At 65.4% G+C, this 13,872-nt stretch carries 19 protein-coding genes; 14 read left to right on the top strand and 5 right to left on the bottom strand.

The genetic code is table 11. The features are described from left to right. Positions 1-165 precede the first annotated feature (165 nt). The 6 genes from EPO50_RS18090 to EPO50_RS18065 are packed head-to-tail and all read left to right on the top strand — an operon-like array spanning position 166 to position 3,674. On the top strand, positions 166-756 hold the full coding sequence (locus tag EPO50_RS18090; RefSeq protein WP_296346401.1) for an XkdF-like putative serine protease domain-containing protein: 591 nt from the start codon (positions 166-168) through the stop codon (positions 754-756). Continuing rightward, positions 746-1,174, top strand: a complete 429-nt coding sequence (locus EPO50_RS18085; protein ID WP_296346400.1) for a hypothetical protein — start codon at positions 746-748, stop codon at positions 1,172-1,174. The genes EPO50_RS18090 and EPO50_RS18085 overlap by 11 nt, the downstream gene beginning before the upstream one ends. A 52-nt stretch (positions 1,175-1,226) precedes the next feature. Beyond that, positions 1,227-2,204, top strand: coding sequence for a hypothetical protein (locus EPO50_RS18080; RefSeq protein WP_296346399.1), 978 nt, complete (start codon positions 1,227-1,229; stop codon positions 2,202-2,204). 15 nt (positions 2,205-2,219) lie between these two features. Continuing rightward, complete coding sequence (locus EPO50_RS18075) at positions 2,220-2,840, top strand: hypothetical protein (protein ID WP_296346398.1); 621 nt, start codon at positions 2,220-2,222, stop codon at positions 2,838-2,840. Next, positions 2,840-3,211 (top strand): hypothetical protein, encoded by a 372-nt coding sequence (locus EPO50_RS18070; RefSeq protein WP_296346397.1) that lies wholly within the window; start codon positions 2,840-2,842, stop codon positions 3,209-3,211. Before EPO50_RS18075 ends, EPO50_RS18070 begins: the two co-directional genes overlap by 1 nt. Further along, positions 3,204-3,674 carry a hypothetical protein gene (locus EPO50_RS18065; protein WP_296346396.1) on the top strand — a complete coding sequence of 157 codons (471 nt, stop codon included), beginning with the start codon at positions 3,204-3,206 and terminating at the stop codon, positions 3,672-3,674. The genes EPO50_RS18070 and EPO50_RS18065 overlap by 8 nt, the downstream gene beginning before the upstream one ends. Before the next feature lie 120 nt (positions 3,675-3,794). Here EPO50_RS18065 and EPO50_RS18060 read toward each other — a convergent pair whose 3' ends face one another. The 3 genes from EPO50_RS18060 to EPO50_RS18050 are packed head-to-tail and all read right to left on the bottom strand — an operon-like array spanning position 3,795 to position 5,150. Beyond that, on the bottom strand, positions 3,795-4,196 hold the full coding sequence (locus EPO50_RS18060; RefSeq protein ID WP_296346395.1) for a DoxX family protein: 402 nt from the start codon (positions 4,194-4,196) through the stop codon (positions 3,795-3,797). Positions 4,197-4,199: 3 nt separating this feature from the next. Further along, positions 4,200-4,706, bottom strand: coding sequence for a redox-sensitive transcriptional activator SoxR (soxR, locus tag EPO50_RS18055; RefSeq protein WP_296346394.1), 507 nt, complete (start codon positions 4,704-4,706; stop codon positions 4,200-4,202). A gap of 33 nt (positions 4,707-4,739) precedes the next feature. Continuing rightward, positions 4,740-5,150: a DoxX family protein gene (locus EPO50_RS18050; protein ID WP_296346393.1), complete on the bottom strand. Its 411-nt coding sequence runs from the start codon at positions 5,148-5,150 to the stop codon at positions 4,740-4,742. A 504-nt stretch (positions 5,151-5,654) separates the two neighbouring features. Here EPO50_RS18050 and EPO50_RS18045 point away from each other — a divergent pair. Next, positions 5,655-6,413, top strand: a complete 759-nt coding sequence (locus tag EPO50_RS18045; RefSeq protein WP_296346392.1) for a hypothetical protein — start codon at positions 5,655-5,657, stop codon at positions 6,411-6,413. Positions 6,414-6,451: 38 nt separating this feature from the next. Then, complete coding sequence (locus tag EPO50_RS18040; RefSeq protein WP_296346391.1) at positions 6,452-7,723, top strand: hypothetical protein; 1,272 nt, start codon at positions 6,452-6,454, stop codon at positions 7,721-7,723. Between the two features lie 47 nt (positions 7,724-7,770). Here EPO50_RS18040 and EPO50_RS18035 read toward each other — a convergent pair whose 3' ends face one another. After that, positions 7,771-8,511 (bottom strand): helix-turn-helix transcriptional regulator, encoded by a 741-nt coding sequence (locus tag EPO50_RS18035; protein WP_296346390.1) that lies wholly within the window; start codon positions 8,509-8,511, stop codon positions 7,771-7,773. Positions 8,512-8,647: 136 nt separating this feature from the next. Between EPO50_RS18035 and EPO50_RS18030 the strand changes: the two genes are divergently transcribed. Next, on the top strand, positions 8,648-10,234 hold the full coding sequence (locus EPO50_RS18030; protein WP_296346389.1) for an MFS transporter: 1,587 nt from the start codon (positions 8,648-8,650) through the stop codon (positions 10,232-10,234). A gap of 84 nt (positions 10,235-10,318) precedes the next feature. Here the strand turns inward: EPO50_RS18030 and EPO50_RS18025 are convergent, their stop codons facing one another. Then, complete coding sequence (locus EPO50_RS18025; protein WP_296346388.1) at positions 10,319-11,332, bottom strand: tripartite tricarboxylate transporter substrate binding protein; 1,014 nt, start codon at positions 11,330-11,332, stop codon at positions 10,319-10,321. Between the two features lie 152 nt (positions 11,333-11,484). Between EPO50_RS18025 and EPO50_RS18020 the strand changes: the two genes are divergently transcribed. The 5 genes from EPO50_RS18020 (at position 11,485) to EPO50_RS18000 (ending at position 13,836) form a co-directional block, all read left to right on the top strand. Continuing rightward, entirely contained in the window at positions 11,485-11,940 is a 456-nt protein-coding gene (locus tag EPO50_RS18020) for a hypothetical protein (protein ID WP_296346387.1), read from the top strand. Positions 11,941-12,134: 194 nt separating this feature from the next. Then, complete coding sequence (locus EPO50_RS18015; protein ID WP_296346386.1) at positions 12,135-12,677, top strand: DUF2628 domain-containing protein; 543 nt, start codon at positions 12,135-12,137, stop codon at positions 12,675-12,677. Between the two features lie 100 nt (positions 12,678-12,777). Continuing rightward, a complete protein-coding gene (locus EPO50_RS18010; protein ID WP_296346385.1) occupies positions 12,778-12,978 on the top strand; it encodes a hypothetical protein in 201 nt (66 codons plus the stop codon). Between the two features lie 73 nt (positions 12,979-13,051). Then, positions 13,052-13,489 (top strand): hypothetical protein, encoded by a 438-nt coding sequence (locus EPO50_RS18005; RefSeq protein ID WP_296346384.1) that lies wholly within the window; start codon positions 13,052-13,054, stop codon positions 13,487-13,489. Continuing rightward, positions 13,486-13,836: a hypothetical protein gene (locus EPO50_RS18000; RefSeq protein ID WP_296346383.1), complete on the top strand. Its 351-nt coding sequence runs from the start codon at positions 13,486-13,488 to the stop codon at positions 13,834-13,836. The genes EPO50_RS18005 and EPO50_RS18000 overlap by 4 nt, the downstream gene beginning before the upstream one ends. Positions 13,837-13,872 lie beyond the last annotated feature (36 nt).

Raw genomic sequence — 13,872 nt, 5'->3', positions numbered from 1 at the left:
TCTCTTGTCATCCTGAGCGCAGCGAAGGATCTCATGTCGGTTGCAAGCGGTGATGAGGTCCTTCGCTTACGCTCAGGACGACAGAAGAGAGCACACGGCTCGTAAACAGAACCAGGGCCGGGCGCGGCCATAGCCGCCCGGCTTGCGGCGGCTAACGTCGCTCGCATGTCTCCCATCGAAATCGCGATCAAGAAGCAGGACGCCGAGCAGCAGATCGTCTTCGGGGAAGTCTTTGCCCCGAACGTCACGGATGCGCAGGGCGATCGCATGTCGGCGGAGGAGATCGCCAAGGCTGCCTATCTCTTCATGGAGAAGGGCCGGCTGGCGAAGATCGACACCAACCACGATCTCCATCCCAACGGCTCCTATATCGTCGAGACCTTCATCGCGCGCGAGGGCGACCCGACGTTCATCCCGGGCGCGTGGGTGATCGGTGTGAAGGTACCCGACCCGGCGCTATGGATCGCCATCAAGAAGGGTGAGCTGAATGGCTTTTCCCTCGATGGCGCGGGCTTTCGCGAGGAGGTGACCGTCGAGGTCGAGATTCCCGAAGAGCTGTCGGGCCTCACTGATCGAATCGAGAACCACGCCCATCAGTTCACCGTGCGCTTCGACAGCGATGGCAATTTCCTCGGCGGCGAGACCGACACCGTGCAGGGCCATCGCCACACAATCACGCGCGGCACGCTGACCGACGAGAGTGCGGACCACAGCCATCGTTTCTCCTATGTCGAAGGGTTCCTCCATGCGTCGTGACGTGAAGGTCAACGAACTCAGCGACGTCGACGTGCGCTTCGTCTCGCTGGTCAAGCGCGGTGCCAACCGCATCCCGTTCCGTCTCACCAAGGAAGACACAAGCCGCATGCTCGATTTCGTGAAGCTCTTCCGCAAGAGCGACGAGGAGGCGAAACCCGCGCCGTCCTCTGCACCAAAGCCTGAAGCGCCGCCCAAGGAGTCGAAGGATCCCGTCCTGGCGGCACTCGCGCGCCTGGAGGAAGGACAGCGCGCCCTGGCCGAAACCGTCGGCCAGCTCGTCGCCAAGGTGCAGAAGACCGATGCGGTCGTCTCCAGTGTCGTGCTGGGCGAGGCCAATCGCGATCAGCCGGTGCGTCTCGCCAAAGGGGCGGGCGCGGGGATTCCCCGGCTGCTCGATACGGGCCTGATCAAGCCCTGACCTGCTTTCGACTCCCGTACTCGACAACTGCCCAAGGAGGGGCGTCATAACTATGTCCAGCAACCAGATCCTGCTGCAGAAAGCCGACCTCGCGCTCGCCGACCTCGCGGCCAATGGCGGCCTGCTGATGCCCGAGCAGGGCGCGGCCTTCATCCGCAAGCTCATCAAGGAGCCGACCTTGATCAAGGAGGCGCGCGTCGTCGAGATGGCGGCCCCGCAGCGCAAGATCAACAAGATCGGCTTCGCCAACCGCATCCTGCGCAAGGCGCAGTCCGGCGTGGCGCTGACGCCAGCGCAGCGCGCCAAGCCCGGCACCGAGCACATCATGCTCTCCACGCAGGAGGTGATGGCCGAGATCCGGCTGCCCTACGACGTGCTGGAGGACAATATCGAGCGCGCGGTCGCGGCCGGCAACGAGCCGTCGAACAGCCCGTGGTCGAGCGGCCTGCAGGAGACACTGGTGACGCTCATTGCCGAGCGTGCGGCCCTCGATCTCGAGGAGCTGTGCCTGCTGGGCGACACGGCCTACACCAATCCGGGCGACGCCGACGACCAGGCCTATCTCTCGATGTTCGACGGCTGGCTGAAGCTCGCGGGCTCGGGCCATGTCGTGAACTGGGCCAACGCCGCCATCGCCAAGGAGATGTTCAAGAAGGGCATGACCGACATGCCGGTCCAGTATCTCCGCAACAAGGCGGCGATGCGCCACTTCGTGTCGGTGAACCAGGAGACCGAGTATCGCGATACGCTGGCCAACAGGGTCGGCGTGCTGGGCGACCTGCAGGTCCAGACCAGCGGGCTGCTCTCGCCCTATGGCGTGCCGATGAAGTCGGTGCAGCTCATGCCCGAGACGCTGGGCCTGTTCACCAATCCGCTGAACCTGATCTTCGGCATCCAGCGCCAGATCAGCCTGGAGTTCGACAAGAACATCAGCGAGCGCGTCTACATCGTCGTCCTCACCGCCCGCGTCGCCGTGCAGGTCGAGGAGACCGACGCCATCGTGAAGTACACGAACATCGGGACGGTCTGACCGTCGGAGCACATCATGAAGCTCGCCAGCCTGCTTTCCGTACAGGAAGCGCTGGGCGTCGAGGCCGGTCAGGATAGCGACAACGCCATCCTGGCCGCGCTCGATGCCGCGACCGACGATATCGCGAGCCGTCTCCGCACCACGTTGGAGCGGGTGACGGCACGCGACGATTTCGCCGTGGAGATGAGCCAGTATCCCGCCGGCCATCTCGTGCGGCTCGGCCTCTCGCGGGGCTTCCTCACCGGGACACCGACGGTGAAAGCCGCGCGGCTGCCGGCGGAGTTTGGCACGAGCGAGATCGACCTCACGGCCCGCGCGACCGTCGATCCCGAGAAGGGCGTCGTGTCGATCGCGGGCGACGACGAGTTGCGCGGCTTCCGGCCCTGGTGGTTCCGCGTGTCCTACACCGCGGGCTTCACCGCGACCGATGGCCAGCATTTCGACGCCGTGCCGGGGTGGTTGGCGCTTGCGGCGCGACTCCATGCCCGTGTGGCGTTGAGCGCGCATCCCATGTTCGTGCAGAACCGGTCGACCGCCGACGCGCGTCTGCTGGAAGGCCAGTTGGTGCGCATCCTCGGCCGCCACACGCGCTACATGCCGTGGGCCGAGACGCCGCGCGCCGGCGTCATCCTCTGATGGGCATCGAAGTCTCGTTCCGCGGCCGGCATTACACGGACGCGGCGGCGGGCTTCGAGGCGGCGGCCAAGGCGCTCACCGACGGTTGGCAAAGAGTGCCGGGCGCGCTGCGGCGCGAACTCGACTCCCATCTCAAAGCGGTGACGGCAGGCTCGGGCGCCAGCGTCGAGGTCACGGGCAGCAGCCTGGGCGAGATCAAGGGGCGCGTGCTCGTGACGGCGCGGCGGCCGGGTCGCACGCGGATTCCGTTCGTGCTGCAGGCGCGGCGGGGACGGACACGGCTGGAGATGCTGCGCACGCTGGAGAGCGAGGGAGACTACTTCCTCGAACGCGCCCTCAAAGCGATCCTGAAGGAGATGAGCGGTGGCTGAGTTCGTTCCCAACCAACTGACCGTGCGCGAACGCGCGCTGGCGGCGCTCGAGCAGGTGATCCGCACGCAGCCCGTAGGCGACTATGGCTTCGCCTGGGATCTGGTGGTGCGGGCGCCGCTCCGGGACTGGGCCTATCGCAAGCAGCGCTCGCTCGGCATCTTCGACGGCCGCGAGACCAAGCGCGACCTCCACATGGTGCGCGAGTGCAGCCTGACGGTGGCGCTGGAGATCAAGCTGGTCGTGCAATCGAGTGCACAGCCCAGCAGCGAGATGAACGCCTACTTTGGCGCCGTCCAGCGCCGCCTGGCCGAGGACCCGACCCTGGGCGGTCTGGTGATCGACCTCGTGGAGACCAGCAACGATTCCGATGTCGAGGACGAGAACCAGCGCCATGTCGCGGGCGTGATCCTCTACACGATGAAATACCGCCACTCGATCAAGGATCCGCGGCGGATCGTCTAACGCTGGGCTTTTCCTCCCCATTCAGATGGGGAGGTGGCGCCGTCTGCGGCGACGGAGGGGTCATGACCCCTCCGCCTCGTATGACGAGGCACCTCCCCCGTTGACGGGGGAGGAAGGGCATCACCGAAGGCGTGCCCCGAGTATCGCCGCCAGCGCCAGCCCGCCGATCAGCGACACGTGCTCCAGTGCGACGGTCAGGTCGCGGAAGGCTTCGGCGCCGGTCCTGGCCCAGAAGGGATGGGCGATCGGGATGGTGAGGACGGTGAAGACCGCGAGCGCGCCGGCGGCGAGCCAGGTGCCGCGGTTCAGGATGATCATCGCCGAGCCGCCGAGTTGCAAGGTGAGCACCGCGGCATTCACCAGCCAGCCCGGGTAGAGGCCGAACGTCTCCATCTCGGTGGCATTTGCATCAAACCCGATCAGCTTGCCGAGGCCTGCGGTCCAGAAGACGAAGGTGAGCAGCACCCGCGCCAGAAAGAGGAAGGCGCGTGACTCCAGGATCGCTGCAAATACGCTTGGCACTCTTTACCCCCGCTTGGTGTTGCGGTGTGCCTTGTAGGACCTCAACCATGGTCGAGGTAAAGCCTTGGGCGCTGGCACCAAACGTCGCGGCCCCGGACCCTGCCTGCCCAGCGCGTCGTCGGGATTCCGTAGCGGACATTCTTTCAGCGACAGGCAGCCGCAGCCGATGCAGCTCGCGATCTGGTCGCGCAACTGCATCAGGCCGGTGATGCGTTCCTCGAGTATGCCTTTCCAGGCGTTGGTGAAGCGCCGCCAGTCGCGCACGGTCGGCGCGTGGTCGTGCGGGAGGTCGGCGAGCGCGTCGTGGATCACCGAGAGCGGAATGCCCGCACGCTGGGCGATGCGGATGATGGCGATGCGGCGCAGCACGGCGCGGTGATAGCGCCGCTGGTTGCCGGCCGTGCGCCAGCCGGCGATGAGCTTCTTCTTCTCGTAGAAATGCACCGTCGAGACGGCGATCCCGCTGCGCTGGGCGACCTCGCCGACGGTGAGGGGAGCTGGGGTGGACATGCCACCCCATAGCTCACCCCGGACGAAAGCGCGCTAGGACTTGGTGCGCATCCTCTTCGAGAGGATCGCCGCCAGCGCCAGCCCGCCGACCATCGACACATGCTCGAAGGAGATCACCATGTGCTGGAAGGCGTCATCGCCGGTCTTGTTCCAGAACGCATGGGCGATGGGGATGGTGAGGAGCGTGAAGACGGCGAGTGCGCCGGTGCCGAGCCAGACGCCACGGTTCAGGATGATCGCCAGCGAGCCGCCGAGCAGCACGATCACGGTCGCGACAGCGAACAGCCAGCTTGGTTGCAGGTGGAACTTTTCCATTTCGAGGGTGGCGCCGTCGAACCCGAACAGCTTGGCAAGACCCGATGACCAGAAGACGAAGGTGAGTTCCACCCTTGCAAGCACGAGAAACGTCCGCGACTCCAGGATCGCGGCAATGACGGACGGCATTCTTGAGTTCTCTCGATGTTTGACCGGAGCGCTTTGTACGGGTCCCTACGGCCAAAGCAAAGCCCGTGTCAGCACCGTGCGGTTCGTTGACGGTAGCCGTCGTAGTACTGGCTCCAGCAGCGGACCCGCTGCCTAACGACGTGGTCGGGATATCCGTTCTGGCCGCGGTTCGTCACCGTCACCGTGGTATAGCCATCCCGCGATCGAGCATCTGCGGGACTGTAGTCGCCTAGGCAGGCCAACCCGATCATGCCGATGCCCACAACCAGCATCAGTTTCGGAAAGAGCCTCGACATCACTATTCCTCCAAACCAGGGTGTTGAACGACCCTTTGCGCAAACTATAGACGAGCATACGCTGTTGTAAAACACGTATAAGTAGTATTCGTCATTGGCGCAGCGCCGAACCACGCTGACAGGAGGCGATACCGGGGCGAGGAGGGCGGTGTCAGTTCAGGGCGGGCATGGAGGGATGCATCCGCATCCCGCACAATGAGGTGCTCCAATGACCGTCAGGATTTCCCGGGCGCAGTATGCGGCGGGCAGCCAGATCTTTCGCGTCGACGGCAACGGGCTGACGCCCGCGATGCGCGGCTTGGCGCAGTCGCTGGCCCGCATCGCCGCGTCGACCGTGACCGATCTTGTCGACAATTCCGGCGGCCAGACCGCCAACGGCACGATCGAGGCCATCGGCAGCTTCACGCCGGCCGCGCTCGGCAGCAGCGACGCCGCGCAGAAGGCCGAGCTTGAAGCGGGCTTCGCCAACGCCACCGACGCGCTGAAGGAGCTGATCGCGCAGATCAATCTCCTGAACGCGCGGGTCCCGGCGCTGGGGGGAGTGCTGGTCGACAACATCGTCGGCACCACGGCCGACGGCACCATCGCCGCCATCGACGTCTCCTACACCGGCGTCGGCACCGCGATGGCCTCGGCCACCGGCGCCAACCTCGTGCTGGCGCGGCTCAGGAACGCGCTGGCCCAGCTCGTGCTGCACACGAACAAGCTCGCCGTCGCCTGTGGGGCGGCGGAGATCGTCGATCTCTCCGGCGGCAAGCCCGCCTATAGCCTCGCCTTCGCCGACATTCCCGAAGGCACCGGCACGGCGGCGTCGGGCGCGGATACGACGGCGGCCAATGCCATCGTCAAGGCGGCCGATGCCGGCGCGGTGATGCAGAAGATCGCCAACGCCGTGAAGGAACTCGCCACCAAGCTCAACGCGCTGGGCGACGCCACCGGCGGCGTCGCGTCCACGGTTGCTGTCTAACCACCCAACGATTCCCTTTGGCCCAAGGAGGGGCTTCCATGAGCATTCTCACCCGCAAGACCATGCTCTACGCCGGCATCGAGCCGGCCTATGGCACGCTGCCAGCGTTCAACGACTCGACCAGCCCGATCCTGATCGAGAACGCCGACTACAAGCTCGATCTCCAGAACATCGACCGGCCACTCTATCGCGCCGACCTCTCGCCGACGCCCGACATGATCGGTCGCAAGATCTCCAAGCTCTCCTTCACGCACGAGCTGCGCGGCAGCGGCACGGTCGGCTCCGAAAGCCGGCTGGGCCGTCTGCTGCGCGCCTGCTCGCTGGTCGCCGAGAACAAGGCGTCGGCCTGGTGGGGCGCGTTCCTGCCGATCGGCAATGTCGGCGGCGCTCCCACTGTCGCCTGGACGACCGGCGGCAGCCTCTCGGGCATCACCGAGCCCAAGACCTTGCTGATCGACGTCACGACCGGCGGCCTCTCGGGCACGGCCGAGATGACGATCACCGCCGATGACGGCACGGCGGCGCAGGCGGGCGTCGACATGATCTCGGGCACGGCGGCCACCCTGACGACCGGCGGCCTCTCCGGCGCCACAGTGACGCCGACCTGGAGCGGCGCGCTGATCGCGGGCCAGAAGTGGATCGTCACGGTCTTCCCGGCCGGCATCAAGTATCAGCCGACGTCCGTCGAGAACCAGCAGGAGAGCATCGCACTGCGCCTCTACAAGGACGGCGTGCTGCACGAGGCGACGGGCTGCTACGGCACCTTCAAGGTGAACGCACAGGCCGGCGGGCGCGCGACGGTGGAGTTCGAGTTCACCGGCATCTACAGCACGCCGACGGACGCGGCCTTTCCAGTGAGTCCGGTCTTCGAGTCGACCTTACCGCAGCAGGTCGAGCTGGGCCGCCTGCATGTCGACGGCTTCGGCATCGCCGGCCCGCTCAACAACCCGTGCGTGGTCGACACGTTCAGCTACGACATCGCCAACAAGATCGACCCGCGCACTTCGATCAATGCCGCCAACGGCTACACCGGGCTCCGCATCACCGATCGCGGCAGCTCCGGCGGCATCGACCCCGAAGCGACGCTGGTCGCCAGCCAGGACTTCTGGACCAAGCTCGCCAACGCCCGCCTGATGCCCTTCGGCATGCGGGTCGGCACGACACCCGGCAATAGCTGGTACATCCACGCGCCGTGCGTCCAGTACACCGGCCTCACCTACAAGGACCGCAACGGCCTGCAGGCCCTCGACGCCGCATTGCAGTTCAACCGCCTGAACGGCGACGACGAGATCATGTTCTACGCGTGTTGAGGACGGTGCAGGGAGGGACGCGCGACTGTGGTCGCGCGTCCTTGCCGTCACTTTTGGAAGTAGACGATCATCCTCAGATGCCGGTGCTCGTCGACGAGCAGCATCTCATGGGCGAAGTTCAGGCGCGTGCCCCGGTCATCGAGCACGACTCCGATGCCTCGGCTGTAGCTGTCCATGCTCGGCTGCTCGATCCAGCGGCGAAAGTCCGGGGACAATCTTTTCAACTCGTCGATCAAGGTGAGCATGGCGGGGTCGTCGGGTGCGGACGCCAGATCGCTGCGAAACTGTGCGAGCAGTCTCGGCGCTTCCTCCTGCCATCGCGGCAGACGGGGACGCATCCCGGGATCCGCGAAAACCAAGCGCATGAGGTTGCGATCTGACAGGTCGCGGCTCGAGAAGTCGAACAGGCAGTCGGCCGCCGCATTCCAGGCGATCACATCCCACCGCAGGTTGAGCACATAGGCCGGACGCGTGACGAGATCGTCCAGCAACTGCTGGATGAACGGGGTGACGGTGGGCCACTGATAGGCTTCGGGTGGCGGGGGGCGACGGTGCGCCAGCAGGAACAGACGGCTGCAGTCGGAGTCGTCCAGTTTCAGGGCTTTCGAGATCTTGAGCAGAAAGCTCTCCGAGACCTGAATGTCGCGACCCTGCTCGAACCAGGTGTACCAGGTGAGACCGACGCCTGCGAGCTGGGCGACTTCCTCGCGTCGCAGCCCCGGCGTGCGACGGCCGCCATTGGTTGGCAGGCCTACGGTGGCGGGCGAGAGCTTCGCTCTCTGGCGCACCAGGAAATCGGAGAGGTCGCTTCGCGTGCGCGCGAGGGTTCGAGAGGGCAGGGTATTGCTTCCAGTAACAGGATAATTTGCAATCTTGTAACAGTTTAATCCTGTCGTGCTTGTGGGCCTCTGACAAGGAGGCAGCATGACATCCCATTGCGAAGCCGAGCTCGGCCAAACCTACGTAGCAACCGAAACAGCCCTGTCTTTCCCCCGAGCCGGCGCACGCGAATGGGCGGGTCTGGCGTTGCTAGCTCTGCCGACGATCCTTCTCGGCCTGGACCTCACCTTGCTGCACCTGGCACTGCCGGCACTGGCGGCAGACCTGCAGCCGACGAGCACGCAGGCGCTCTGGATCATGGACGCCTACGGATTCATGATCGCGGGCTTTCTCATCACCATGGGCACGCTCGGCGATCGCATCGGCCGTCGCAAGCTGCTGATGATCGGCGCGACCGCTTTCGCGATTGCCTCGGTGATCGCGGCCTTCTCGACCAGTGCCGTGACGCTCATCGCGGCACGGGCGGCGCTCGGGATCTCGGCGGCAACGCTGATGCCATCGACCCTCGCGCTCATAAGCAATCTGTTTGCCGATCCGCGCCAGCGCGCGCTCGGATTCGGCATATGGACGACAATGTTTGCGCTCGGCATGGCCCTGGGCCCCGTTGTCGGAGGCGCGCTGCTGGAGCACTTCTGGTGGGGCGCGGCCTTCCTGATCGCTGCACCCGTCGTCGTCCTGCTGCTTCTGCTCGCACCGATTCTGCTGCCCGAATACCGCGCGCCGAACGCAGGACGGCTCGATCTTTCCAGCGTCGCCCTGTCGCTCGCGGCGATGCTGCCCGCCGTCTACGGCGTCAAGCAGATCGCCAAGGATGGCTTCGCTCCGGGCGCCATCGGCGCAATTGTCGTGGGCCTTGTGTTCGGCGCGTTGTTCGTCCGACGGCAGAGGAGACTTTCCGATCCGCTCCTTGACGTGAGCCTGTTCGGGAACAGGGCCTTTTCCGTCGCGCTGATCGTGCTGCTCTTCGGATTGATCGCCGTTGGCGGGACCATGCTTCTGGTCACGCAATATCTGCAACTGGTTGTCGGCTTCTCTCCCATTGTCGCCGGCCTGTGGATGGGGCCACCTGCGCTGGGGATGGTGGTTGCCGGCGTCGGTGCGCCGCTCGTCGCCAGGCGCATCCGGCCCGGTTTCGTCGTTGCCCTGGCCCTCGGCCTGTCTGCGGCCGGCTATGTCATGCTCAGCCAACTCGGCAGCGGCACCGATGGCCTTGTCACGGTCGTTGCCGGCTTCTCGCTGGCCTATCTCGGCCTCGGCACCATCGCCGCGCTCGGTACCGATCTCGTTGTTGGCTCCGCGCCGGCCGAAAAGGCGGGATCGGCCTCAGCGATGTCGGAGACGGTGCAGGATCTCGGCGTATCGCTCGGTATCGCCGTCCTTGGAAGCCTCTCTGCCGCTGTCTATCGCCACCTGATGGTCGCCAGCTTGCCGGAAAACCTCAGCCGGGAAACACGCGAGGCCGTGAACGACAGTCTGTGGGCGGTCTCCTCGATCGCGTCGAGGCTTCCAGCGGACCTGGTCGAGCAGGCACAGGCGGCGTTCATCGCAGGCTTCAACCTGGCGTCCGTCGCAAGTGCGGTTGGCGTCGCGATGCTCGCCATCCTTGCCGCCGTGGCGTTACAGCATGTCGGCGTGCCCGCACGCTCCGATTCCCGATCACCCTCAGGGTGAGGCTGAGGGGTGAAGTCATCCCGCTGGCGCGATTCATGAGCATGATCGCGCCGCTGGAGCGGCGCGCGCCCAGCTCAAGACAAGCTAGTCGGCGACGGCGCCGGAATCCTTCACGGCCTTGCCCCATTTGGCGACATCGCGTTTCAGCACGTCGGTGAGGCCGCTTTGCGGTGAAGCCACCACGACCAGGCCGATCTTGGCCAGGCGTTCCTGCGTCTCGGGCTGGCTCAGGGTGGCGGCGATCTCCTGGTTGAGCTTCGTCGCGACGTCGGCCGGAATGCCGGGCGGGCCCATGATGGCGAGCCAGCTGTCGGCTTCGAACGGGATGCCGTTCTCGGCGAAGGTCGGCACGTCGGGCAGCGCCGGCGAGCGCTTCATCGAGGCCATGCCCAGCGCCCGCACCTTGCCGGCCTGGATATGCGGCAGCGCGGTGTTGACGCTGACCGACGACAGTTGCACCTCGCCGGCCAGCAATGCCTGCACCGCCGGCGCGCCGCCCTTGTAGGGAACGTGCACCATGTCGAGGCCACCCGCGGCCGCGCGGAACAGCTCGACGGTGAGGTGCGAGCCGTTGCCCGTGCCGGCCGACGAATAGGTGAGCTTGCCCGGCTGGCTCTTGGCCAGCGCCACGAACTCCTTGACGTTCTGTGCGAGCACCGACGGGTGGATCATGATCACGGTCGGAAAGGTGGCCGCCAAGGTGATCGGCGTGAAGTCCTTGAAGACGTCGTAGGAGAGCTTCGCGCCGTAGAGCGTGGGCGCGATGGCATGCGTGCCGTTGTCGGCCACCACCAGCGTGTAGCCGTCGGGCGGCGACTTGGAGACCATCGCGCTGCCCAAGGTGCCGCCGGCGCCCGGCCGGTTCTCCACCACGACCTGCTGGCCGATCCGGTCGCCGAGCTTCTGCGCCAGGATGCGGCCGAACGTGTCGGAGTTGCCGCCCGGCGCATGCGGCACGATCAGCCGGATCGGCCGCGACGGGAAGGAAGTGGCCTGGCCCGTGGTCTGCGCGGCGGCGGGAAGCACGCTGGACGCGGCACCGGAGGCAAAGAGCGCGGCAATTATCCCGAGCGTGTGGCGGCGTCGCGTATGGACCATGTTGTCTCCTCCAAGCCGATACCGTGAAGGGCGAATGCCGTGGCGCCGGCCGCGCACGGTAAGCGCGTTACCCGGGATGCGCAAAGCGCCGAATGCGGCTGCAATGCCGGTCGTTTTATAGACTCATGCGATCTCAACGAAATGGAAGGCAGATGATCGTACGTATTGCTACCGGCGTCGCGTTGGGCTTGTTGATGGCGGCCTGCGCAGCCCGTCCTGCTTCGGTCGCCGCTCCCGGCGCACCCGCCGCCAAGCTCGACACCGTAAGCCATGGCGTGAACATCGAATGTATGCAGCGGCGGATGACGCAAAATCTGGTTCGCAGCCAATTCCAGATCGCCGCGTCGGATGTATCCGGGCAGATTATCGCCGACAAGAACGGCAACCGCGCCCTCTATACCGTCTCCCAAGAGGGCCCCAACGTGCGGGTGGTCCTCGATCTGTACGTGGTCGGTAAGGATGGCAGCGTCGCACCCATGGCGGCAACGGAGGTTACCCCGGTCGGGTGGACCAATCTGCGAAGGTCCGTCGACTCGGTCGCCGATGTCTGCCGCGGCCTATCTCCCGCGGGAAGCGACACGTTCTCGATCAACGACCTCGGCCGGTAGCCGAGACAATGTGGCCGCATCTTGCCACAGGTACAGCGTGCCGTTCGTATCACAGAAAGCGAACGGCGAGCTGCTCGGCGCCAAGCTGATGCGCGGGGCGGCGCAATCGATTGCACGGCCTTTTCTTTGAGCGATCCACTTGCACGCACAGGTAGTGTGAAACTAGGATCCCCACCTTTTGGGTGGGGAATGAAATGGCGACGCCAGTAAAACTAAGACACAAGGATACGGGGCTCGAGAAGACCGGCTATGCCGGCTTTTCCTGGACCACTCTGTTTTTCGGTCCGTTCCCGGCCTTGTTCCGGGGAGAGTATCTGATCTTCCTGGTGTACCTCGGCGTCGTGGTGGTGATCAGCATTGTGCTACCCATGCTGGGCATATTCTTAATGGCGGTCGCCGGGGTGGTCTGGGCCTTCCAGTTCAACGCCTATCACATGCAGAAGCTGATTGGGCAGGGCTACGTGCTGGCTGACACCGATGCGGCCAACCAGAGGGCGGCGATGGCTGTCAATATGTCCCCCGCTGCGATGGGCGCGCGACCCGGCAGCCGGGACCTGACGAGCGACGCCTACAGGATCTTCCTCGTCAAGAAATACAAGATCGAGAAGAACGATGCCTTGGGTAAGATGGTCGTAGGGGAGCGCCTGTTCGACACGATCGACGAAGCTCTGGCATACGCCGATGGTCTCGACGCCACTGCCACGTCGCCGCTGTCGCCGCCGTTGGTTCCTCGCTAGAAGACGCCGGCCGATAACCATGGTGGCGCGGTGCCTCAACGCCCGCGTGTGCGGTCCCCCGCGTCAGCCGGCGTGCGGCAGGATGCGGGACTGGAGGCCGATGTACGAAGTCAAAGTCTTCATCATCCAGAAAGAGAACGGCGAGCTTCTCGGCGCCAAGCTGACGCGCGAAGCGGCGCAATCGGTTGCACGGCGTCATGCACCGGCGAAGGTCACGCCGCTGATCGCCGACAAGCAATCCGCCCCTGACCTGTCCCGAGCCTTGGACGCAGCGACGACCCAAGCTTGCGACCGGCTGTAGTCCACTCGTCTCTGCTCCTTAGGCTGCCGGCAGGGATCACCCTGCCAACAGCATCTCGAGGAGGAGAAGCAGAATGGCCATCAAGGCACTCACTCTGTCCGCCGTGAAGACCATCGAGTCCAAACTGGACGAGGCCTACGGCACGCCCGACGCCACCAAGTTCACCATCGGCGCGATCGACGCCTTCGTCGCGGCCTATGTCAACGACCGCAGCCTCACCTTCACCGACGGCGAGGACAATGGCCGCGCCGTGGCGCAGGTGAAGCTGAACGAAGCCAACCTCGAATATGTCCGCTTCGGCCTGAAGGGCTGGGAGAAGTTCGCCGATGCGCGCGGCAACGACGTCGCCTTCGCGACGGCAGAGAAGGTCGTGATGGGCAAGAAGTACCAGGTGGTGGCCGACGACTGCCTGGCGCTGATCGACGCCGAACTGACCGGCTGGCTGGCGCGCGAGATCAAGACCATCAACACGGTGAGCGCCGACGACGCGGGAAAATCCGACGCGGCGTGATCGCGCTCTACCTGCTGCCGGAACGCAACTGTGCGACCTGCACGGTGCGGCAGCAGAAGGAGTGGGGTTGCGACGCCAAGCAACGGCCCGACGGATCGTGGACCGACCGGTCCCTGGTCCCGATGGAGGTGGACGGTGCGGAGAGCTGGGCCTGCCCGCGCCGGCCGGTGAAGGACGATCCGGCGCTGTTCGGCGAGCTGATGTCGCTCTACGGCATGTATGCCGAGGGCGTGCTGGCCGACGAGGGCGGGGTGATGAGCCAGGCGGTGAAGTACCTCGCGATCATGCGCCTGATCCACGGCACCGTGAACGAGTGCCGCGTGGAGCAGATGGAGAAGAAGAGCTGACGACGCGCCGCCGTGGCGCGGAACCCAAGGAGGGGT

The sequence above is a fragment of the Reyranella sp. genome (assembly GCF_004297405.1).
Lineage (GTDB): Bacteria > Pseudomonadota > Alphaproteobacteria > Reyranellales > Reyranellaceae > Reyranella.
The sequence above is the reverse complement of the archived record's forward strand: the minus strand, read 5'-3'. Positions and strand labels throughout refer to the sequence as shown.